Below are 19,761 nucleotides of genomic sequence, written 5' to 3' on the forward strand. Positions count from 1 at the left end.
ACGGGACCTAACGTCAACGCACCGCCGGCCCTGGTGGGTCGTTCAAGGGCGAACGTTAGGTATCCACTCATGCTGACCATCCTTGGCTTCGCCATGATCGCGACCTTCCTGGTCCTGATCATGATGAAGAAGATGTCGCCGATCGCGGCGCTCGTGCTGATTCCGGCACTGTTCTGCGTCTTCGTCGGGAAGGGCGCCAAGCTAGGTGACTACGTCCTCGACGGCGTCACCGACCTCGCCCCCACCGCGGCGATGCTCATGTTCGCGATCGTCTACTTCGGTGTGATGATCGATGTCGGCCTCTTCGACCCGATCGTTCGGGGAATCCTGAAGTTCTGCAAGGCCGACCCGATGCGGATCGTGGTCGGCACGGCGATCCTCGCCGCGATCGTCTCGCTCGACGGTGACGGCTCGACCACCTTCATGATCACCGTCTCGGCGATGTACCCGCTGTACAAGCGCCTGAAGATGAGCCTGGTCGTGATGACCGGTGTCGCCGCGATGGCCAACGGCGTGATGAACACGCTGCCGTGGGGCGGCCCGACCGCCCGCGCCGCCACCGCGCTCAAGCTCGACGCCAGCGACATCTTCGTCCCGATGATCCCGGCCCTCGCCGTCGGTCTCGTGGCCGTCTTCGTCCTCTCGTACTTCCTCGGCCTGCGCGAGCGCAAGCGCCTGGGTGTCCTCACGCTGGACCAGGTCCTGGTCGAGGACAAGGCCGAGGAGAAGGAGACCGAGACGGTTCTCGTCGGCGCCGGGTCCGGGTCCGGTTCCGGTGCCTCCGGTACGGGCAAGGCCACCGGCGGCGCCGGCTCCGGCACGGACGCCGGGGACGACGACGAGGAGGGCGACGCGGAGCGCTTCCAGGTCCTCGACCCGAACCGGCCCACGCTGCGTCCCAAGCTGTACTGGTTCAACGCGCTGCTCACGGGCGCCCTGCTCACCGCCATGATCATGGAGTGGCTGCCGATCCCGGTGCTGTTCCTGCTCGGCGCCGCGCTCGCCCTGACGGTCAACTTCCCGCACATCCCCGACCAGAAGGCCCGCCTCGCTGCACACGCCGACAACGTCCTCAACGTCTCGGGCATGGTCTTCGCCGCCGCCGTCTTCACCGGCGTCCTCCAGGGCACCGGGATGGTGGACCACATGGCCAGGTGGATGGTGGACGTCATCCCCGAGGGCATGGGCCCGCACATGGCCCTGGTCACCGGTGTCCTGAGCCTCCCGCTCACCTACTTCATGTCGAACGACGGCTTCTACTTCGGCGTCCTGCCGGTCCTCGCCGAGGCCGGCGCGGCGCACGGCGTCACCCCGCTGGAGATGGCCCGCGCCTCCCTGGTCGGCCAGCCGCTGCACATGTCGAGCCCGCTCGTCCCGGCCGTGTACGTCCTGGTCGGCATGGCCAAGGTGGAGTTCGGCGACCACACCAAGTTCGTGGTGAAGTGGGCGGCGCTCACCTGCCTCATCATCCTCGCGGCGGGAATCCTCTTCGGAATCATCTGACCCCGCGAGCAAGCACCTTCAAGTCCGGAAGGAACACGATCATGGCGCCCGGTGGGAACCGCGGCTGGCTGCTCCGCCTCGTCATCGCCTTCAGCTTCGCGCAGGGGGCGGTGTCGATGGCCCGGCCCGCCGTCTCCTACCGGGCCCTCGCGCTGGGCGCCGACGAGCGGGCGATCGGCGTGATCGCGGGGGTGTACGCCCTGCTCCCGCTATTCGTCGCCGTCCCGCTGGGCCGCCGCACCGACCACGGCCGCTGTGCGCCGCTGCTGCCCGTCGGTGTCGTCCTGATCTCCGGCGGCTGCGCCATGAGCGGCCTCGCGGACTCCCTGTGGGCGATGGCGATCTGGAGCGGGGTCATGGGCCTCGGCCACCTCTGCTTCGTCATCGGCGCCCAGTCGCTCGTGGCCCGCCAGTCCGCCCCGCACGAACAGGACCGCAACTTCGGCCACTTCACCATCGGCGCCTCGCTCGGGCAACTGGTCGGCCCGATCGCCGCGGGCGCGCTGATCGGCGGCCGGGACATGGCGGGGACCAGCGCACTCGCCCTGCTGGTGGCGGGTGCGGGCGGCGCGGTCGCGCTGACCTCGCTGTGGCGCATAGAGAGCCGTACCGCGTCCGAGTCCGGCAAGGAGCAGGGCGAGCGCGTCCCCGTCCGGCGCATCCTGCGCGCCCGGGGTGTGCCCGCCGGCATCTTCATCAGCCTCGCCGTGCTGTCCGCGACCGACATCCTCACCGCCTACCTCCCGGTGGTCGGCGAGCACCGCGGCATCGCCCCGTCCGTGATCGGCCTCCTGCTCAGCCTGCGAGCGGCGGCCACCATCGCCTGCCGCCTGGTCCTGACACCCCTGCTGCGGCTGCTCGGCCGGACCCTGCTGCTGACCGTGACCTGTCTGCTCGCGGCCCTGCTGTGCGCCGGGATCGCGCTGCCGGTGCCGGTGTGGGCGCTGGCTCTGATCCTGGCGGTGCTCGGCTTCTGCCTCGGCGTCGGGCAGCCGCTGTCCATGACGACGGTCGTCCAGGCGGCCCCCGACGGCGCCCGTTCCACGGCCCTCGCCCTGCGGCTGACCGGCAACCGCCTCGGGCAGGTCGCCGCGCCCGCGTCGGCGGGCCTGATAGCGGGCCTCGCGGGCGTGGCGGCGCCGTTCGTCATGCTGGGGGCGCTGTTGCTGCTGTCGGCCGGGGTCGCGCTGCGGGCGCCGGCGAGGCCGGCGGGGGAGGCGGAGGACGGCGGTGAGCGGGGCGGAGCCAGACCGGCATTGCGGCGAAAGAGTGGTATCTGACGGGTCGTAGGGCGATGCTCCCCCGATTCGTCGCGCGCATGTGAAAGAGAGTCAGGCAAAGCGCGATTTGTACGAAAATCGTCTGACTCGGAGGACTTCGCATGCCCACCACGCCTCTTCCACGCCGCGCCGGACTGCGTATCGCCGCCGTCGCAGCGCTCACTGCCGCGCTCACACCGCTCTCCGGGGTGCCGACGGCGGGCGCACAGGAGAATGCCACCATCAAGATCCACACGGCGCCGTGGGACGGGGTCGCGCGCACGCCGTACGGAGACGCGATCGACGAGCCGCGGGTCTGCCGGTTCTACCTCGACGCCGTCAACTTCGAAGAGGTGACCACCGCCACCTACCGGATCGCGGCCGAACCCCCGGCCGGCGGAGCTGCCGGACTCACCGGGACCATCAACCTCGCCAATGGCGCCGGCCACTCCGTGGACCTGACGCTGCCCGACGGGCAGTACCGGCTCTACTGGACGTACCCGGGCGCCACGGCCCCCGAGCGGGAGAAGAGCTTCACGGTCGACTGCCGGTCCTCGATGTCGACACCCTCGCCCGGCCCGCAGGGCGGTCCGCCCGCCGGCGGTGGGGGCATCGCTCGCGATGAGGCGTTCACCACGGTCGCCGGCGCCGGCGTCGTCGGCCTCGCCGCGGTGGGCGGGGTGATGTGGTTCCGGCTCCGTCGCCGTACGCATGGCGCGTAGGAGGCGACGCAGGCCCTGGTACCGCAGGCGCGCCTACCGTCTGACGAGGACGGCCGTACTGGCCGCCGCGCTGGTGGTGGTCGGCGTCCGGTGCGACCACGAGCGGCCCGGAGTGGATACGGCCGCTCCGGGCTCCCCCGAGGCCTCCGAGGTCCAGTCCGCCGGCGCCGGTTCCGGTGCCGGCGGGGCGGGCGCCGACTCCCGTCCTGGCCCCACCGACCCGGGCGCCGCCGCCCGCGAGGCGTCGCCCCCGCAGCCCACTCGCTCCGAAACGGAGGTTCCGCCCGCAAGCGCGGCCGGCAGTCCCTCCCCGCCATTCCCGAGCCCCGCCGACAAGGGGAAGGCCGCCAAGCGCCCGGCCTCGCCCCGCCCCCTGCCCCGCTCCCGTGCGACCCGCCTCGTCATCCCATACATCGGCGTCGACGCCACCCTCATCGACCTGCGCCTCGACAGCGAGCGGCGACTGCCCGCGCCCCCCGAGAGCGAGCCCGAGGTGGCCGGCTGGTACGCCGACGGGCCGTCACCCGGTGAGCAGGGCACCGCCATCGCGGTCGGCCATCTCGACACGAACACCGGCCCGGCCGTCTTCGGCGGTCTCGGCGAGCTGAAGCGCGGCAAACGCATCGAGGTCCGGCGCGCCGACGGCCGGAGCGCCGTCTACAAGGTGGACGCCATCAAGTCGTACGAGAAGGACAAGTTCCCCAACCGGGAGGTGTACGGCGCCCGGAGCCGCCCCGAGCTGCGCCTGATCACCTGTGGCGGCAACTACGACCGCCGGACCGGCTACTCGGGCAACCTCGTCGTCTTCGCCCATCTCGCCGCGACCCGTGAGCCGCGCGCGGCGGCCGACAAGCGCTGAACCAGGCCGTCCGCTTTCTCATGTGCCCGGCCGCGACGCGCGATTGCGCCCAGTCCCTTCCCCCAGCCGCACACATTCCGTTAACTTCCGTGACTCATACGCCCCGTACGACCCGCACGAGGCGTTCGACCGCGGAGCAAATGAGCCCCCGGGGGCAGCCGTCATGACACGCGCCATATCCCTGCACCACGTGAGCAAGTCGTACACGCGAGGCCTCCGGGTCGTTGACCGGCTCTCGCTGGACATCGAGCCCGGCGAGTTCCTCGTCCTCCTCGGGCCCTCCGGCTGTGGCAAGTCCACCGTGCTGCGGATGATCGCCGGCCTGGAGGAGATCGACGAGGGCGAGCTGCTGCTGGACGGCGAGTGGTCCAACGACCTGCTGCCCGCCGACCGGCACATGGCGATGGTCTTCCAGAACTTCGCCCTCTACCCGAGCATGACCAGCCGCGACAACATCGGTTTCCCGCTGCGCATCGAGTCGCCCGGCGAGGACCCCCGCCCGCGGGTGGACGCCACCGCCCGCATGCTGGGCATCGAGGACCTCCTCGACCGCTTCCCCGCCCAGCTCTCCGGCGGCGAACGCCAGCGTGTCGCCATGGGCCGGGCGATCGCCCGTCACCCCACGGCCTTCCTGATGGACGAGCCGCTGTCCAACCTCGACGCCAAGCTGCGCAACCACCTGCGCGCCGAAATCTCCGCCCTCACCCGGAAGTTGGGCGTCACCACGGTGTACGTCACCCACGACCAGGCCGAGGCGATGTCGCTCGGCGACCGGGTGGCCGTCCTGCGCGGCGGCGTCCTCCAGCAGGTCGGCACCCCGCGTGCGGTGTACGCCCTGCCTCGCAACGTCTTCGTCGCCGCCTTCATCGGCACCCCGCGCATCAACCTCCTGCGCGGCCTCGTACGCGCCCCGCTGGACGGCGCGATGACCATCAGCCTCGGCAAGCAGTACCTCCGGCTGCCCGAACCCCTGTCCCTGGACCACCAGTTGCTCCGCGTCCAGCAGGGCCGCGAGGTGATCGTGGGCCTGCGCTCGGAGGCGGTGCGGATCGCCTCGCCCGCGACCGCCCGCCCCGGCGAGGTGCACATCACCGGCCTCGTCGAGCACGTGGAGTTCCAGGGCCACGAGGTCCTCGTCCACTTCAACACCGGCTCCCAGTCGGCCGTCGTACCGGACCTGGAGGCGCCGCGCCCCGTCCCGCCGGTCCGGCGCCGCCGCCGGGACGCCGGCACGGTGCTGGACCGGCTCCGCAGCCGGGCGGGCGCGTTGCGCGCCGGGCCGGTGGTGACGCTGGAGCATCCGGCCGACGCCGCTCCCGACGCGGCGCCGCCCGAGGGCCGGCTCCCCGGGGACCTCATCGTGCGCACCACGCCCGACATCGACCTGCGGCACGGCATGCAGGTTCCGCTCCTGGTCGACATCGCCCACCTGTTCGTCTTCGACCAGCACGGCGAACGTATTTGTCCCGCCCCGGCGCGGCTTCCGGATCTGGATGAATGAGACACTTCGGGCATAGGTAGTCATGGGTGCATGAACCTGCAACTCACCCGAACCAGGACCGCCTTGGCGGTGTCCGGTCTGCTGCTGGCCGTCGGCGCGCCCACGGCGTACGCCACCCTCGACGACGAAGCCGCCTCGGCGCCGTCGCGGGGGGACTCGTACGTCGAGACGCAGCTCTTCTTCGGCACCGCGCGCCCCGACGGCGGCCCGGCCGTCACCGACCGGCAGTTCATGGCCTTCGTCGACAAGGAGGTCACGCCGGACTTCCCGGACGGCCTGACCCTGCAGAGCGGGCGCGGGCAGTGGCGGGACGCGAGCGGGGCGATCGAGAAGGAGCGGTCGTACGAACTGGTCCTCCTGTACCCGGTCGACCGGGCCGCCGCGAACGACCGGAAGATCGAGGAGATCCGCCGGGCGTACGGGAAGCAGTTCGGCCAGGAGGCCGTGGCTAGGGTGGACGACAGGGCCAGGGTGGACTTCTGATGCCAGGGGTGCCCGGCGCGAAGTCGGGGGGTGCCTGGCGCCCGAAAACTATCGCCGCTAGTTTATGAGTGGCACGACGACACGGCCCAGCCCGGGAGGACGCACCATGAAGGCGCACGACGGCATGTACATCGACGGCGAGTGGCGCCCCGCCGCCGGCCCGGACACCATCGACGTCGTGAACCCGGCCGACGAGCAGGTCATCGGCCAGGTCCCGGCCGGTACGGCCGCCGACGTCGACACCGCCGTACGGGCCGCACGTGCCGCCCTTCCGGCCTGGGCCGCCACCCCGCCCGCGGAACGGGCCGCCCGGCTCACCGCCCTGCGGGACGCCCTGGAGGCACGCAAGGACGAGATCGCCGAGACGGTCACCGCCGAGCTCGGCTCGCCCCTGAAGCTCTCGCAGTCGGTGCACACGGGTCTGCCGATCGCGGTCGCGGGCGGCTACGCCGAGCTCGCGGCGACGTACGCCTTCGAGGAGAAGGTCGGCAACTCCACCGTCCACCACGAGCCCATCGGCGTGGTCGGCGCGATCACGCCCTGGAACTACCCGCTCCACCAGATCGTCGCCAAGGTCGCCCCGGCGCTGGCCGCCGGCTGCACGGTCGTGCTGAAGCCCGCCGAGGACACCCCGCTGGTCGCCCAGCTCTTCGCCGAGGCGGCGCACGAGGCCGGCGTACCCGCGGGCGTCTTCAACCTGGTCACCGGCCGCGGACCGGTCGCGGGCCAGGCGCTCGCCGAGCACCCGGGCGTCGACCTGGTCTCCTTCACCGGCTCGACCGCCGTCGGCCGGCAGATCGCCGCGGTCGCCGGCGCGGCGATCAAGAAGGTCGCCCTGGAGCTGGGCGGCAAGTCCGCCAACGTCATCCTGCCGAGCGCCGACCTGGCCAAGGCGGTCAACGTCGGCGTCGCCAACGTCATGTCCAACTCCGGGCAGACGTGCAGCGCCTGGACGCGGATGCTGGTGCACCGGGACCAGTACGACGAGGCCGTCGAGCTGGCCACGGCCGCCGCCGCGAAGTACGGCGAGCGCATCGGCCCGGTGGTGAACGCCAAGCAGCAGGAGCGGGTGCGCGGTTACATCGAGAAGGGTGTGGCAGAGGGCGCGCGACTGGTGGCCGGAGGACCCGAATCCCCGCGCGAACAGGGCTACTTCGTGTCCCCGACCGTCTTCGCCGACGTGACCCCGCAGATGACGATCGCCCAGGAGGAGATCTTCGGCCCGGTCCTGTCCGTCCTGCGCTACGAGGACGAGGAGGACGCCCTGCGCATCGCCAACGGCACGGTCTACGGCCTCGCCGGCGCGGTCTGGGCGGGGGACGAGGCGGAGGCGGTGGCCTTCGCCCGCCGTATGGACACAGGGCAGGTCGACATCAACGGCGGCCGCTTCAACCCGCTCGCCCCCTTCGGCGGCTACAAGCAGTCCGGCGTCGGCCGCGAGCTCGGCTCGCACGGTCTCGCCGAGTACCTCCAGACCAAGTCCCTGCAGTTCTGAGGAGCGTTCACGTGGTACGCGCAGCCGTCCTGCCCCAAGTGGGCGCCCCGCTGAAGATCACGGACATCGAGCTTCCCGACCCCGGCCCCGGCCAGGTCCGCGTCCGTCTCGCCGCCGCCGGGGTGTGCCACTCCGACCTGTCCCTGTCCAACGGCACCATGCGGGTGCCGGTCCCCGCCGTCCTCGGCCACGAGGGCGCCGGCACCGTCGTCGCCGTCGGCGAGGGCGTCACCCATGTCGCGCCCGGTGCCCAGGTCGTCCTCAACTGGGCCCCGTCCTGCGGTAGCTGCCATGCCTGCTCGCTCGGCGAGGTCTGGCTGTGCGCCAACGCCCTCAACGGCGCCGCCGACGTGTACGCCCGCACCGCCGACGGCACCGACCTCCACCCCGGCCTGAACGTCGCGGCGTTCGCCGAGGAGACGGTGGTGTCGGCGGGCTGCGTCCTGCCGCTCCCGGCCGGCATCCCCCTCACCGACGCCGCCCTCCTCGGCTGCGCGGTCCTCACCGGCTACGGCGCCGTCCACCACTCGGCGCGGGTCCAGCCCGGCGAGACGGTCGCGGTGTACGGCGTCGGGGGAGTGGGTCTCGCGGCACTCCAGGCGGCCCGTATCGCGGGTGCCGGACGCATCGTCGCGGTCGACGTCTCCCCGGCGAAGGAGGAACTGGCACGCGCGGCCGGGGCCACCGACTATGTGGTCGCCTCCGAGACCACCGCCCGCGAGATCCGGGGGCTGACCGACAAGCAGGGCGTGGACGTGGCCGTCGAGTGCGTGGGCCGCGCGACCACGATCCGCACGGCCTGGGACTCCACCCGCCGCGGCGGCCGCACCACGGTCGTCGGCATCGGCGGCAAGGACCAGCAGGTCACGTTCAACGCCCTCGAGATCTTCCACTGGGGCCGGACCCTCGCCGGCTGCGTCTACGGCAATTCCGACCCGGCGCGGGACGTGCCGGTCCTGGCCGAGCACGTACGGGCGGGCCGCCTGGACCTGGGCGCGCTCGTGACGGAACGGATCGGCCTGGAGGGCATCCCGGCGGCCTTCGAGAACATGCTCGCGGGGAAGGGCGGCAGGGCACTGGTGGTGTTCTAGCCCTGCTTTCCGCACGCCCCGGTCTCCGTGCGAGGCCGGGGCCGCAGGCGTGCCCGGAGGCCGCTCTGTGTGCCATGTGCAGGTAAAAACTCCTGCTGTACGACCGTTGACGTACATACCGTCCGGTCAGTACGTTCCCCGGAACCTGAGCCACCCCCCCGTTCCGTCCCCAGCACCCATCGGAGTGTGCACGCATGGACACGGCACCTTCCGCCCAGCCGCTCACCCCTACCGCGCCCGCCGCCGGCAACCGCCGCCGCGTCGCCACCGCCGCCGCTCTCGCGTCAGCCGTGGAGTGGTACGACTACTTCGTCTTCGGTATCGCAGCCGCTCTCGTTCTCGGCGACCTGTACTTCCCGGCGGGCAGCCCCACCGCCGGTGTGCTCGCCTCCTTCGCGACCTTCGCCGTCGGCTTCCTGGCCCGGCCCATCGGCGGCATCGTCGCGGGCCAGCTGGGCGACAAGCGCGGCCGCAAGCCGATGCTGGTCCTCGCGCTCACCCTGATGGGCCTCGCCACCACCGGCATCGGCCTGCTCCCGACCTACGACACGATCGGCGTCGCCGCCCCGATCCTGCTGGTCCTCTTCCGCGTGCTGCAGGGCATCGCCGTCGGCGCCCAGTGGGGCGGCGCGATGCTGATGGCCACCGAGTACGCCCCCGAGGGCAAGCGCGGCATCTACGGCAGCTTCGTCCAGCTCGGCGTGCCCATCGGCGTGGTGACCGCCAACACGGTGTTCCTGCTGGCCGGCGCGTTCACCACCGACTCCGAGTTCGCGGCCTGGGCCTGGCGTGTGCCGTTCCTCGTCGGCCTGTTCGTCCTCGTTCTCGCCTGGTACATCCACACGCGCGTCGAGGAGACCCCTGAATTCCGGGACGCGGAGAAGAAGCTGGCCGAGAAGGAGAAGGGCGAGCAGTCATCTCCGTTGCGGACGATCCTGCGCGACCACCTCGGTACGGTGCTCCTCGCCGGAGGCTCCTTCGCCGTGAACACGGCGACCTTCTACATCATCATCACCGGCGTGCTCGACTACACGACCCGCGAACTCGGTATGAAGAAGAGCGCCGTCCTCACGGTCTCGCTCTGCATCAGCCTCACCCAGCTGGTGCTGATCCCGGCCGCCGCCGCGCTCTCCGACAAGTTCGGCCGCATCCGTATCTACGCGATCGGCGCGGCCGGCATCGCGCTGTGGGCCATACCACTGTTCCTGCTGATCGACACCGGCTCACTGCTGTGGCTGGCCGTCGGCACATTCGTCGCCAGCTGTTTCCTCAGCATCATGTACGGCCCCCAGGCGGCCCTGTTCGCCGAGCTGTTCACGCCCGAGATGCGCTACACGGGCGCCTCCCTCGGCTACCAGATCGCGGCGGTGCTCGGCGGCGGCCTCGCCCCGTTCATCATGGTGCTGCTGCTGGAGGCCACGGGCACCTCGATGGCGGTCTCGGGCTACATCATCTTCCTCTCGGTGATCGCCCTGCTGTCCATCAAGGTCCTTGCGGACAGGGCGCGTTCACGCTGACTCCCGGGTCTGCTCGGGTCGCGGCGAAGCTGCCACGACCCGAGTGGCCCGCTTCCGGGAGCGGGACACGGCGACACCCGCCAGGCACAGCACCCCGCCGGCCAGCGTGAGCAGCCCCGGCACCTCGCCCAGCGTCAGCCAGGACATCAGCACGACCAGCGCGGGCACCGCGTACGTGGTCGCGCCCATGCGGCTGGCCGTCGTACGGGCCAGGGCGTACGCCCACGTCGTGAAGGCCAGCGCCAGCGAGAAGACGCCCAGATAGACCATGTTGAGCGTCGCCGACAGGGAGGCATCGGCGGCGTCGGCGATGAGCTGCCCGCTGAAGGGCAGGCAGAGGACCGCGCCGACGAGGCAGCCGAACGTCGTCACCTGGAGCGCGCTGGCATGGCCGAGCGCCGGCTTCTGCGCCACAGCGCCGCCCGCGTACCCGAGCGCGGCGAGCAGGCACAGCACCACGCCGAGCACCGAGGAGCCGCCTCCGCCCGACATCGACAGCCCCACGGTCACCGCACCGGCGAACGACACCGCCATCCCGGCCAGCAGCCGCGGCGGCATCGGATCACCGAGCAGCCGGGTGCCGAGCAGAGCGATCAGGATGGGCCCCATGTTCACGACCAGAGCGGCCGTACCGGCGTCCACCTGCTGCTCGCCCCAGTTCAGCACGACGCTGTAGAAGCCGAACCAGAGCAGCCCCGATATCGCGATCCCGGGCCAGGCCGCGCGAGGGGGCAGCCCCTCCCGCCGGACGAGACACACGACCCCGAGCACCAGGGCACCGACGAGCAGCCGCCCGAGCGCCAGCGCGCCCGGCGAGTACTCCGCACCCGCGCTGCGGATGGAGACGAAGGCCGAGGCCCACATCACGACGGTGACGGTGGCGGCACCGGCCGCCAGCAGCTCGGGTCGGCGGGCGGAGTGTGCAAGGGGGACGTTCACCATGCTCCAGAGGTTAGGGAGGGGAGGGGGTGCGGGGCTGGCGGAATTCGGACCGGAAGCTGCGGTTCAGCGCAGCGCCGACGACTCGATGCCGAGCAGCTCGAACAGCACTCGCTCGCCGCTGTCCGTGACCTTCACGGCCCGCTCCGAACCGATCCGTACGCACCACCCGGCATCCAGCGCGTGCCGGCACAGTGCCGCACCCGCGACCCCCGCGAGATGGGGCCGGCGTTCGGTCCAGTCGAGGCAGGCGCGGGCCAGCGGACGGCGGCCGGTGCTCTCGAGGCGGATGCCGGCGGAGCCGAACCAGCCGAGGCCGGCGTCGGTCAGCGCGAAGCCGGTGTCCTGCCGCAGCAGCCCGCGCGAGGTCAGCGCGTCGGTGACGGCGATGCCGAGCCGCCCGGCGAGATGGTCGTAGCAGGTGCGGCCGCGGGCCATCGCCGAGCCCGCGCTGGACTCCCGCAGGGTCCGCGGACGCCGGTCCGCCGCCGGGCCGACCTGCGCGGCCAGGTCCTCCACCAGCTGGGCGACCCGTGCGTCGGCCAGCCGCACGTACCGGTGCCGCCCCTGCCGCTCCTCGGTGAGCAGCCCGCCCGCGACGAGCTTGCCCAGATGCTCGCTCAACGTCGACGCGGCGACCCCGGCGTGCCGGGCCAGCTCACCGGCGGTCCACGCCCGCCCGTCGAGCAGCGCCAGCAGACAGGCCGCCCGGGTCTCGTCGGCGATGAGTCCGGCGAGGCGGGCCAGCTGCAGTGCCTGGGGGTCCCTGGTGGTCATGGGTCCCAGCATGCGACACGGATACTTCGGCGTGCGCCGAAGTATCGGCAGGTGTGCCTACGTGGCCCGCCCGACCTGCTCGTACTGCCGCGCGAGGCCGTCCAGCAGCGCCGTCAGGCCCGTCTCGAAGGCGCGCTCGTCGATCTTCTCCTGCAGCTCGGCGAGGAGATGGGCCTGCCCGAGGTGGGGATAGTCGGCGGGGTCGTACGCGCTCGCGTCGTCCACGAAGCCCCCGGCGAACGAGCCGAGCGCCGAGCCCATGATGAAGTACCGCATCAGCGCACCGATGGACGTGGCCTGCGCCGGGGGCCAGCCCGCGTCGACCATCGCGCCGTAGACGGCGTCGGCGAGCCGCAGCGCCGCCGGGCGGCGGCCGGGGCCGCGGGCGAGGACCGGGACGATGTTCGGGTGGTCGCGCAGGGCGGCCCGGTAGGAGACGGCCCAGTCGTGCAGCGCGGTGCGCCAGTCCCGGCCGTCCTCGAACATCGACAGGTCGACCTGCGCGCTGACCGAGTCGGCGACCGCCTCCAGGATCTCGTCCTTCGTACGGAAGTGGTTGTAGAGCGACGGCCCGCTCACGCCCAGCTCGGCCGCGAGCCGGCGCGTGGAGACGGCCGCGAGGCCCTCCGCGTCCACGAGCTCGCGAGCCGTCGCGACGATCCGGTCGTAGCTGAGGAGGGGCTTGCGGGGTCGGGCCATGGCGCACATAGTAGGGCTGCCGAACGGAAACTAGCAGTGCTAATTTAAATGTACGGCTTTCAATGTGCGGCCGTCGAAGTCCGTTCTCTGTGGGGTGACTCGGCATGAATCTGGAGCTCAGCGACGAGCAGACCGCCGTCCGGCAACTCGCCCGGGACTTCGTGGCGCGCGAGATCGCCCCGCACGTCGTCGCGTGGGACCGGGCCGAGGAGGTGGACCGCGGAGTCGTCAAGAAGCTCGGCGAGGTCGGCTTCCTGGGCCTGACCATCGACGAGGAGTACGGCGGCTCGGGCGGCGACCATCTGGCGTACTGCCTGGTCACGGAGGAGCTGGGCCGGGGCGACTCCTCGGTCCGCGGCATCGTGTCGGTCTCCCTGGGCCTGGTCGCCAAGACCGTCGCGGCCTGGGGGAGCGAGGAGCACAAGCGCCGCTGGCTGCCCGGGCTCACCTCCGGCGAGCAGGTCGGCTGCTTCGGCCTCACCGAGCCGGGCACCGGCTCCGACGCCGGCAACCTCGCCACGCGGGCGGTCCGCGACGGCGACGACTACGTCATCAACGGCACCAAGATGTTCATCACGAACGGCACTTGGGCCGACGTCGTCCTGCTCTTCGCCCGCTCCACGGACGCACCCGGCCACAAGGGCGTCTCGGCCTTCCTGGTCCCCACCGACACGCCCGGCCTGACCCGCCGCACCATCCACGGCAAGCTCGGCCTGCGCGGTCAGGCCACCGCCGAGCTGGTCCTCCAGGACGTGCGGGTGCCCGCGGCGGCCATGCTGGGGGAGGAGGGCAAGGGCTTCTCGGTCGCGATGTCCGCCCTGGCCAAGGGCCGGATGTCGGTCGCCGCAGGATGCGTGGGCATAGCCCAGGCCGCCCTGGACGCGGCGGTGCGCTACGCCGGCGAACGCGAGCAGTTCGGCAAGTCCATCGCCCGGCACCAGCTGGTCCAGGAGCTGATCAGCGACATCGCCGTCGACGTGGACGCGGCGCGGCTGCTGACCTGGCGGGTCGCCGACCTGATCGACCGCGGGCTGCCCTTCGCCGTCGAGTCCTCCAAGGCCAAGCTGTTCGCCTCGGAGGCCGCGGTCCGCGCCGCCAACAACGCCCTCCAGGTCTTCGGCGGCTACGGCTACATCGACGAGTACCCGGCGGGCAAACTGCTGCGCGACGCCCGCGTGATGACCCTGTACGAGGGCACGAGCCAGATCCAGAAGCTGGTCATCGGGCGGGCGCTGACGGGGGTTTCGGCGTTCTGAGTACGCGGCTGAGTAGTTGAGCGGATGTGGCGCGGGCCCCGTTCGCCGACCCTTGGCCCATGAGTGACACACCGGTCAAGCAGCAGAGTACGGCCGCCTTCTACGGTCAGGCCGTCGCGTCCTTCGCGGTCGCCATGGCCGCCACCGGCATCGGCATCTACCAGCTGAGCGCCAACGCCTGGGTGCGTGGCTTCCTCGCCATCGCGGTTCTCTACCTGGTGACCTCGGCGTTCACGCTCGCCAAGGTCATCCGGGACCGTCAGGAGGCCGGGCAGATCGTCAGCCGGGTCGACCAGGCCCGGCTGGAGAAGCTGCTCGCCGACCACGACCCCTTCGAGAAGATCTGAGCCCCGACGAGTGCTGGCCCGGCCCGGTCGGCCCGGTCGGCTCGTTCACGCCCCTGCCGACGCCTCGCTAAGCGCTCGCTCAGTATCGGCGGTATGGTGGTGGCTCTGTCAGCGAGAGGGGCGAGTGAGCGATGAGTACGGCGGAGGACACGGCCGACGGCGAGACGTCGGCGTGGGGTGAGGTCACGCCCGACGCGGCCCGGCGGCTGCTGATCGCCGCCGTGGAGGCCTTCGCCGAGCGTGGCTACCACGCCACCACGACCCGTGACATCGCGGGCCGCGCCGGCATGAGCCCGGCCGCGCTCTACATCCACTACAAGACCAAGGAAGAGCTGCTCCACCGCATCAGCAGGATCGGCCACGAAAAGGCCCTGGAGATCCTGCAGACGGCGGCCCGCCGGGAGGGCACGCCCAGCGAGCGGCTCGCCGACGCGGTGAGCTCCTTCGTCCGCTGGCATGCCGGGGGACGTACGACCGCGCGGGTGGTGCAGTACGAGCTGGACTCGCTCGGCCCGGACGCCCGCGCCGAGATCCTCGCGCTGCGCCGGCAGTGCGACGCCGAGGTCCGGGGGATCATCGAGGACGGCGTGGCCGCCGGTGCCTTCGACGTGCTGGACGTGCACGGCACGACCCTCGCCGTCCTCTCGCTCTGCATCGACGTGGCCCGCTGGTTCAACGTCGACGGCCCCTGGACGCCCGACGAGGTCGGCGCGCTGTACGCCGACCTCGTGCTGCGGATGGTGGGCGCGAAGTAGCCCGCGCTCAGCGGTGGCCGCGGCTCAGAAGTAGTAGCGGGAGACGGACTCGGCGACGCACACCGGCTTGTCCCCGCCCTCGCGCTCCACGGTGAAGGCGACGGTCACCTGGACGCCGCCGTTGACGTCGTCGACGCCGGTGATGGTGGCGGTGGCGCGCAGTCGGGAGCCGACCGGCACCGGTGCGGGGAAGCGGACCTTGTTCGTCCCGTAGTTGACGCCCATCTTCACGCCCTCGACCGCGATGAGCCGGGGTCCGAAGAGGGGGAGCAGGGACAGGGTGAGGTACCCGTGGGCGATGGTGGTCCCGAAGGGCCCCGCGGCGGCCTTCTCGGGGTCGACATGGATCCACTGGTGATCGCCGGTCGCCTCCGCGAACAGGTCGATCCGCTTCTGGTCGACCTCCACCCAGTCGGTGTACCCCAGCTGCTCACCCACTGCCGCCTTCAGGTCGTCGGCGCCCGTGAAGATCCTCGGCTCTGCCATGTCCCGGCCTCTCGCGTCGCATGTCTCACGTCATGTCTAAGCAACTGCTTAGCATGCTAGGCCTTGGGGTCCCTGTCAACGGACGGGGGCCGTGCCGCGGTAGGTAGGTTTGAGGGGTGCCCCAGATCCCCGAGAAGATCCACGAGCTCACGGTCGGCCAGCTCGCCGCCCGTAGCGGCGCCGCCGTCTCCGCCCTGCACTTCTACGAGTCCAAGGGCCTGATCAGCAGCAGCCGCACCTCAGGCAACCAGCGCCGATACACCCGTGACACCCTCCGGCGGGTCGCCTTCGTCCGCGCCGCCCAACGCGTCGGCATCCCCCTGGCGACGATCCGCGACGCCCTCGCCGAGCTCCCCGAGGAACGCACCCCCACCCACGAGGACTGGGCACGCCTGTCGGAGGCCTGGCGTTCGGAACTGGACGAGCGCATCAAGCAACTGAACCGCCTCCGCGACCACTTGACCGACTGCATCGGCTGCGGCTGCCTCTCCCTGGACACCTGCATCCTCTCCAACCCGAACGACGCCTTCGGCGAACGCCGGGCGGGATCGCGCCTGATGGTGGAACAGGGGGGAGGCCGGGAGAAGGGGAGGAGCGGTGGCGGGGCCGGAAGGTAGGGCGGAGGCAGAAGTGGGGGGCCGCGGGCGCCGGCGGAGGTCTCGCACCGACGCCGGGCACCCGCAGACCGCGGAGCCCGAGTCACTCGTACTCGGTCCCGCCCTTCCGCGTCAGATACGCCGGACTGACCGCCTTCGCGATGGCCCGCCCGCCGGTCACCGTGCTGTACCGCTCGGCGACCGGACGTATCACCACGCCCTCCCGCAGATGCAGCTCCCGCCCGGACACGGTCTCCCGTCCGCCGGCGACCTCCAGCACCCGCTCGATGTCGTACGGGCCCTCGAACAGGCGTGGCACCTGAGGCAGTTCACCCTTCAGTACCTCCGTCGCGTCCAGCCACTGCACCCGGCCGTCGATCTCCGCGGAGACGTCGAACACGGCGTACCCCAAGGTCTCCCGGCGCCCGTCGGCGCCGTACGTCAGGTCCTGCACGCCCGCGCCGTACACCTCACCGAAGACACCCACCCGCCGCGCGCCCAGTCGCTCGGCCACCCGAGCCGCGATCTCGGCGACGCCGTGCGCCTGCACCGCCCGCCAGTACAGGTTCCGTGGGTCCTCCTTCAGCGCCAGCGACTTCGACCCGAAGCCCTTGGAGGACACGTACACCCGCTCCTCGTCGGCGACATACGTGAGCAGGCACGCCGACCCGTGCAGCTTCTCGGTCAGCACCACCGGCTCGCCCGGGGTGAAGATGCCCGGATACCGCTGGATGTTCTCGATGTCGACCCACGGCAGCAGATCCGGCGCCGACTCCACGTCGCCGGACATCGTGGGCGGGACCGGCGGCACCCACTTGGTGATCCCGAGCCGCTCGGCGAAGTCGGCGCCCTCCGCAGCCGCGCGCGCCAGGTCGACGTCGGCCAGGGCCTTCGGCCGGCACACGATGCCCTGCGACAGCTCACCGCGCAGCCGCACCGCCTTGACCCGGTCCGCCTTGCTCCCCGCCAGCCGCCCGGTCAGCCCCAGCTCCTCGATCAGCCCCGCCGGCAGCACGGACTGCTCCGGGATGTACACGGCGGCATCACCCGTGCGGTACGCGCCCTTGGCGACGACGGCGCGGTACAGACCCACCTGGGCCAGCTCCAGCGCGTCGGCGTTGGGGTGTTCGTGGACGGTCAGCACTTCGGCGGTGACGCGCAGCGTCGACATGAGGGCTCCTCGGTGTTGCTCGGACGGGGGTGCTGCTCAGACGGGTTTCATCGCCCCCAACTGTCCGGACGGGAAAGGGATGGAGCGACCGGATTACCGCCTGCTATCGTCGCGATCTTCGGCCGGCGGCCCGCTGCCGTGCACGGAGTCCTGACGGGACCGACCCACCATGTCCTCAGCCGCCCTTGACGCAGCCCTCGCCCAGATCGACACCGTCTTCAGCGGATTCGCGAGCCCCGACGAGACCGGCTGCGGCTACTGCCACGCGCCCGGGGAGATCGCGTACCTGCGTACGCCGGACGTGCCCATCCCCGAGGACGTGGTGTGGTACTTCCTCTTCGAGGTGCCCGACCACTTCGACGACCACGCGGCCGTGATGCGCCGCCTGCTGCCGCAGGCGGCACGGGCGATGGCCGACGGCGTCCCGGGCGCGATCGGTCACGGGGGTCATGGGCTGTCCCGGGTGGACTGGCGCCTTTGGCCGGCCGAGCAGGCCACAGCGATCGAGACGTTCCTGCACGCCTGGTGGCAGGCCGCCCTGGCGTCGCCCGAGCCGCCGTACGGCATCGACGACATCTTCGACACCTGCGCCACGATCGCCAGGACAGTGACCCCTTTCCTCGCGGGGTGGGGTCGCGGCCGGGTCGCCGATGCGCACCTCGCTCGCTGCGCCGACGTCTGGCTCTGCGACCTGCTGTCCGACTCCTCACCCTTCTGCTGGTGGTACGACGACACCGCGGACGCCGGGCTCACGGACCTGCGCACCTGGCTCTCGGGTCCCGGCGCCGCACGCCTGCACGAGGCGGGCGAGTACGACCTCGCGACGCGCGCCGAACTCCTCGACCTGCCCTACGACGAGCGCTGGGCCCACCTGTACTGAGCCAGCCCCTCGGCCACCAACTCGGCGTTGGAGGCCGCCCGTTCCCCGTCCGGAAGGACCAGCGTGTCCTCCAGGCCGATGCGCGTCGCCAGCCCCAGCCGTCCCGCCAGCCGCAGCACGGGCCAGGCACCCGCGTCCTCCCCGTGCAGCAGCACCGGGCGGCCGAACGCCGGGCCCAGGTCGGTCAGCAGCGTGTGCGCGGTCCCCTCGGCCGTCTCGGCCGACGTGTCCGTCACCTCCGCCAGCACCCGCAGCACCTTTGGCCCCAGGGGCGAGGCCGCGAACCGGGCCGCCCCGTCCGTGCCGGACCAGATGCCGGCCTCGACGCCGACGCCGCGCTCCATCAGCGCCGCGGCGATCTCCTCGGCGCCCTCCTCATGCCAGTTGACCGAGGCGTGGTCCGGCAGCACGGTCCAGCTCCGGATGCGCTCCAGCCGCTTCTCGGGCTCCGGCTCCGCCCAGGCACCCGTCGTCACCCCGACCGGCACCGACACCCGCGCCCGGATCGCCACCAGCGTCGGTGCGAGCACGCGCGGCGACAGGCTGTCCCCACCGCAGGGGGTCTTGGGATGGACATGGAGGTCAGTGGCCCCGGCCGCGACGGCCTCGGCCGCGCAGTCCGCCAGCGCATCCGGCGAGAGCGGCACCATCGCACCGTCGCCCGCTCCTCGGGACCCGTTCAGACACACCTGGATCATGGCTCGATGGTGCCAGTGACGGGTGGGCAATGGGGGGTGCGGCATCCCCGGCGCACCCCCGTCGTACTAGGCGGACACCAACAACCGCCGCTCGCGCCGCGACGCCGCCAGCGCTTCCGGCGTGAGAACCGGACGCGGCACCACGATTCCGCAGTCCGTGCAGACTGGGCCCGACGACGGTTCATGGGCCAGGTCGTACTGCCAGACCAGTCGCTCCCCGCCGCACACCGGGCACTCGCAACCCGGATCGCGTTCCAGCGCGGAGATCAGCCGGCGCAGCACCTCGGCCAGTGGTTCATCGGGGTGGACCCGGGGGTTGTCGCACCAGGCGACTCCGAAACCGCCCCAGGTCAGCCGGTGCCAGTCGTCCACGCTGCCCGGCCTGCGCAGTCCGTCGTGCTTTTCTTTCCTGCGTCGCTCGGCGAACTCGACCTCGTAGGCCAGCCAGACCGAACGCGCTTCCTCCAGCTCGTCCAACGCAGCCACGAGCCGCGCCGGATCGGGGGACCGGTCCTCCGGACCGAACCCTGCCCGGGAGCACAAGTGGTCCCAGGTCGCCCTGTGCCCGTAAGGAGCGAAACGCTCAAGGCACTTACGCAGCGAGTAGCGCCGAAGCGCCAGATCGCACCGCGGGTCGCGCACCTGTCTCGCCAGACTCCGGAAACCGGCCATCGCCCTGCACCTCCGTCACACCTGCACCTGTACTTCGGTCACTTCGGCGTCGCCG

Annotated in this window: 21 protein-coding genes; 14 read left to right on the forward strand and 7 right to left on the reverse strand. The window is 71.7% G+C overall.

The window, feature by feature from the left end:
* Positions 1-69 precede the first annotated feature (69 nt).
* The 9 genes from OHT51_RS33640 to OHT51_RS33680 all read left to right on the forward strand — a co-directional run bounded on the left by OHT51_RS33640 (position 70) and on the right by OHT51_RS33680 (position 10,430).
* Positions 70-1,503: a CitMHS family transporter gene (locus tag OHT51_RS33640; protein WP_328882674.1), complete on the forward strand. Its 1,434-nt coding sequence runs from the start codon at positions 70-72 to the stop codon at positions 1,501-1,503.
* A gap of 41 nt (positions 1,504-1,544) precedes the next feature.
* The gene (locus tag OHT51_RS33645) at positions 1,545-2,783 is read left to right on the forward strand and encodes an MFS transporter (RefSeq protein ID WP_328882675.1); all 1,239 of its coding nucleotides are present in this window, start codon (positions 1,545-1,547) and stop codon (positions 2,781-2,783) included.
* A 101-nt stretch (positions 2,784-2,884) separates the two neighbouring features.
* Positions 2,885-3,484: a hypothetical protein gene (locus OHT51_RS33650; RefSeq protein WP_328882676.1), complete on the forward strand. Its 600-nt coding sequence runs from the start codon at positions 2,885-2,887 to the stop codon at positions 3,482-3,484.
* Positions 3,474-4,343 (forward strand): class F sortase, encoded by an 870-nt coding sequence (locus tag OHT51_RS33655; protein WP_328882677.1) that lies wholly within the window; start codon positions 3,474-3,476, stop codon positions 4,341-4,343. Before OHT51_RS33650 ends, OHT51_RS33655 begins: the two co-directional genes overlap by 11 nt.
* A 163-nt stretch (positions 4,344-4,506) precedes the next feature.
* Complete coding sequence (locus OHT51_RS33660) at positions 4,507-5,844, forward strand: ABC transporter ATP-binding protein (RefSeq protein ID WP_328882678.1); 1,338 nt, start codon at positions 4,507-4,509, stop codon at positions 5,842-5,844.
* A 30-nt stretch (positions 5,845-5,874) separates the two neighbouring features.
* A complete protein-coding gene (locus OHT51_RS33665) occupies positions 5,875-6,327 on the forward strand; it encodes a DUF3574 domain-containing protein (RefSeq protein WP_328882679.1) in 453 nt (150 codons plus the stop codon).
* A 106-nt stretch (positions 6,328-6,433) separates the two neighbouring features.
* On the forward strand, positions 6,434-7,822 hold the full coding sequence (locus OHT51_RS33670) for an aldehyde dehydrogenase family protein (RefSeq protein WP_328882680.1): 1,389 nt from the start codon (positions 6,434-6,436) through the stop codon (positions 7,820-7,822).
* 11 nt (positions 7,823-7,833) lie between these two features.
* Entirely contained in the window at positions 7,834-8,913 is a 1,080-nt protein-coding gene (locus tag OHT51_RS33675) for a Zn-dependent alcohol dehydrogenase (protein WP_328882681.1), read from the forward strand.
* Positions 8,914-9,107: 194 nt separating this feature from the next.
* Entirely contained in the window at positions 9,108-10,430 is a 1,323-nt protein-coding gene (locus tag OHT51_RS33680) for an MFS transporter (RefSeq protein ID WP_328882682.1), read from the forward strand.
* Here OHT51_RS33680 and OHT51_RS33685 read toward each other — a convergent pair.
* The 3 genes from OHT51_RS33685 to OHT51_RS33695 form a co-directional block, all read right to left on the reverse strand.
* Positions 10,422-11,372, reverse strand: coding sequence for a DMT family transporter (locus OHT51_RS33685; RefSeq protein WP_328882683.1), 951 nt, complete (start codon positions 11,370-11,372; stop codon positions 10,422-10,424). The two genes, OHT51_RS33680 and OHT51_RS33685, sit on opposite strands and share 9 nt — an antisense overlap.
* Positions 11,373-11,435: 63 nt before the next feature.
* Positions 11,436-12,158 (reverse strand): ArsR/SmtB family transcription factor, encoded by a 723-nt coding sequence (locus OHT51_RS33690; protein WP_384190801.1) that lies wholly within the window; start codon positions 12,156-12,158, stop codon positions 11,436-11,438.
* 45 nt (positions 12,159-12,203) lie between these two features.
* Positions 12,204-12,845 carry a TetR/AcrR family transcriptional regulator gene (locus OHT51_RS33695; RefSeq protein WP_328882685.1) on the reverse strand — a complete coding sequence of 214 codons (642 nt, stop codon included), beginning with the start codon at positions 12,843-12,845 and terminating at the stop codon, positions 12,204-12,206.
* A gap of 104 nt (positions 12,846-12,949) precedes the next feature.
* Here OHT51_RS33695 and OHT51_RS33700 point away from each other — a divergent pair, with 104 nt between their 5' ends.
* The 3 genes from OHT51_RS33700 to OHT51_RS33710 all read left to right on the forward strand — a co-directional run bounded on the left by OHT51_RS33700 (position 12,950) and on the right by OHT51_RS33710 (position 15,203).
* The gene (locus tag OHT51_RS33700; protein WP_328882686.1) at positions 12,950-14,101 is read left to right on the forward strand and encodes an acyl-CoA dehydrogenase family protein; all 1,152 of its coding nucleotides are present in this window, start codon (positions 12,950-12,952) and stop codon (positions 14,099-14,101) included.
* A 59-nt stretch (positions 14,102-14,160) separates the two neighbouring features.
* Positions 14,161-14,448, forward strand: coding sequence for a YiaA/YiaB family inner membrane protein (locus tag OHT51_RS33705; RefSeq protein WP_328428790.1), 288 nt, complete (start codon positions 14,161-14,163; stop codon positions 14,446-14,448).
* A 131-nt stretch (positions 14,449-14,579) separates the two neighbouring features.
* Positions 14,580-15,203 carry a TetR/AcrR family transcriptional regulator gene (locus tag OHT51_RS33710; RefSeq protein WP_328882687.1) on the forward strand — a complete coding sequence of 208 codons (624 nt, stop codon included), beginning with the start codon at positions 14,580-14,582 and terminating at the stop codon, positions 15,201-15,203.
* Positions 15,204-15,227: 24 nt separating this feature from the next.
* Here OHT51_RS33710 and OHT51_RS33715 read toward each other — a convergent pair whose 3' ends face one another.
* Positions 15,228-15,689, reverse strand: a complete 462-nt coding sequence (locus OHT51_RS33715; RefSeq protein ID WP_328882688.1) for a MaoC family dehydratase — start codon at positions 15,687-15,689, stop codon at positions 15,228-15,230.
* A gap of 116 nt (positions 15,690-15,805) precedes the next feature.
* Between OHT51_RS33715 and soxR the strand changes: the two genes are divergently transcribed.
* Entirely contained in the window at positions 15,806-16,306 is a 501-nt protein-coding gene (gene soxR / locus OHT51_RS33720; RefSeq protein WP_328882689.1) for a redox-sensitive transcriptional activator SoxR, read from the forward strand.
* An 82-nt stretch (positions 16,307-16,388) separates the two neighbouring features.
* Here the strand turns inward: soxR and OHT51_RS33725 are convergent, their stop codons facing one another.
* A complete protein-coding gene (locus tag OHT51_RS33725) occupies positions 16,389-17,456 on the reverse strand; it encodes an RNA ligase (ATP) (RefSeq protein ID WP_328882690.1) in 1,068 nt (355 codons plus the stop codon).
* A 169-nt stretch (positions 17,457-17,625) separates the two neighbouring features.
* On the opposite strand from OHT51_RS33725, the gene OHT51_RS33730 reads away from it, so the two are divergent.
* The gene (locus OHT51_RS33730; protein ID WP_328882691.1) at positions 17,626-18,336 is read left to right on the forward strand and encodes a hypothetical protein; all 711 of its coding nucleotides are present in this window, start codon (positions 17,626-17,628) and stop codon (positions 18,334-18,336) included.
* On the opposite strand, the gene OHT51_RS33735 is transcribed toward OHT51_RS33730, so the two are convergent.
* Both OHT51_RS33735 and OHT51_RS33740 read right to left on the reverse strand, forming a co-directional pair.
* Positions 18,306-19,034 (reverse strand): 3-keto-5-aminohexanoate cleavage protein, encoded by a 729-nt coding sequence (locus tag OHT51_RS33735; protein WP_328882692.1) that lies wholly within the window; start codon positions 19,032-19,034, stop codon positions 18,306-18,308. The two genes, OHT51_RS33730 and OHT51_RS33735, sit on opposite strands and share 31 nt — an antisense overlap.
* 66 nt (positions 19,035-19,100) lie before the next feature.
* Positions 19,101-19,706, reverse strand: coding sequence for a hypothetical protein (locus OHT51_RS33740; protein WP_328882693.1), 606 nt, complete (start codon positions 19,704-19,706; stop codon positions 19,101-19,103).
* Positions 19,707-19,761 lie beyond the last annotated feature (55 nt).

Origin of the sequence: Streptomyces sp. NBC_00299, assembly GCF_036173045.1 — a bacterium.
Classification (GTDB): Bacteria; Actinomycetota; Actinomycetes; order Streptomycetales; family Streptomycetaceae; genus Streptomyces; species Streptomyces machairae.

What these genes read in the sequence shown, in the direction of transcription:
- OHT51_RS33640 (WP_328882674.1), top strand. Translation starts at nt 70, where the DNA reads ATGCTGACCATCCTTGGCTTCGCCATGATCGCGACCTTCCTGGTCCTG.
- OHT51_RS33645 (WP_328882675.1), top strand. Translation starts at nt 1,545, where the DNA reads ATGGCGCCCGGTGGGAACCGCGGCTGGCTGCTCCGCCTCGTCATCGCC.
- OHT51_RS33650 (WP_328882676.1), top strand. Translation starts at nt 2,885, where the DNA reads ATGCCCACCACGCCTCTTCCACGCCGCGCCGGACTGCGTATCGCCGCC.
- OHT51_RS33655 (WP_328882677.1), top strand. Translation starts at nt 3,474, where the DNA reads ATGGCGCGTAGGAGGCGACGCAGGCCCTGGTACCGCAGGCGCGCCTAC.
- OHT51_RS33660 (WP_328882678.1), top strand. Translation starts at nt 4,507, where the DNA reads ATGACACGCGCCATATCCCTGCACCACGTGAGCAAGTCGTACACGCGA.
- OHT51_RS33665 (WP_328882679.1), top strand. Translation starts at nt 5,875, where the DNA reads ATGAACCTGCAACTCACCCGAACCAGGACCGCCTTGGCGGTGTCCGGT.
- OHT51_RS33670 (WP_328882680.1), top strand. Translation starts at nt 6,434, where the DNA reads ATGAAGGCGCACGACGGCATGTACATCGACGGCGAGTGGCGCCCCGCC.
- OHT51_RS33680 (WP_328882682.1), top strand. Translation starts at nt 9,108, where the DNA reads ATGGACACGGCACCTTCCGCCCAGCCGCTCACCCCTACCGCGCCCGCC.
- OHT51_RS33685 (WP_328882683.1), bottom strand. Translation starts at nt 11,372, where the DNA reads ATGGTGAACGTCCCCCTTGCACACTCCGCCCGCCGACCCGAGCTGCTG.
- OHT51_RS33690 (WP_384190801.1), bottom strand. Translation starts at nt 12,158, where the DNA reads ATGCTGGGACCCATGACCACCAGGGACCCCCAGGCACTGCAGCTGGCC.
- OHT51_RS33695 (WP_328882685.1), bottom strand. Translation starts at nt 12,845, where the DNA reads ATGGCCCGACCCCGCAAGCCCCTCCTCAGCTACGACCGGATCGTCGCG.
- OHT51_RS33700 (WP_328882686.1), top strand. Translation starts at nt 12,950, where the DNA reads ATGAATCTGGAGCTCAGCGACGAGCAGACCGCCGTCCGGCAACTCGCC.
- OHT51_RS33705 (WP_328428790.1), top strand. Translation starts at nt 14,161, where the DNA reads ATGAGTGACACACCGGTCAAGCAGCAGAGTACGGCCGCCTTCTACGGT.
- OHT51_RS33710 (WP_328882687.1), top strand. Translation starts at nt 14,580, where the DNA reads ATGAGTACGGCGGAGGACACGGCCGACGGCGAGACGTCGGCGTGGGGT.
- OHT51_RS33715 (WP_328882688.1), bottom strand. Translation starts at nt 15,689, where the DNA reads ATGGCAGAGCCGAGGATCTTCACGGGCGCCGACGACCTGAAGGCGGCA.
- OHT51_RS33725 (WP_328882690.1), bottom strand. Translation starts at nt 17,456, where the DNA reads ATGTCGACGCTGCGCGTCACCGCCGAAGTGCTGACCGTCCACGAACAC.
- OHT51_RS33730 (WP_328882691.1), top strand. Translation starts at nt 17,626, where the DNA reads ATGTCCTCAGCCGCCCTTGACGCAGCCCTCGCCCAGATCGACACCGTC.
- OHT51_RS33735 (WP_328882692.1), bottom strand. Translation starts at nt 19,034, where the DNA reads ATGATCCAGGTGTGTCTGAACGGGTCCCGAGGAGCGGGCGACGGTGCG.
- OHT51_RS33740 (WP_328882693.1), bottom strand. Translation starts at nt 19,706, where the DNA reads ATGGCCGGTTTCCGGAGTCTGGCGAGACAGGTGCGCGACCCGCGGTGC.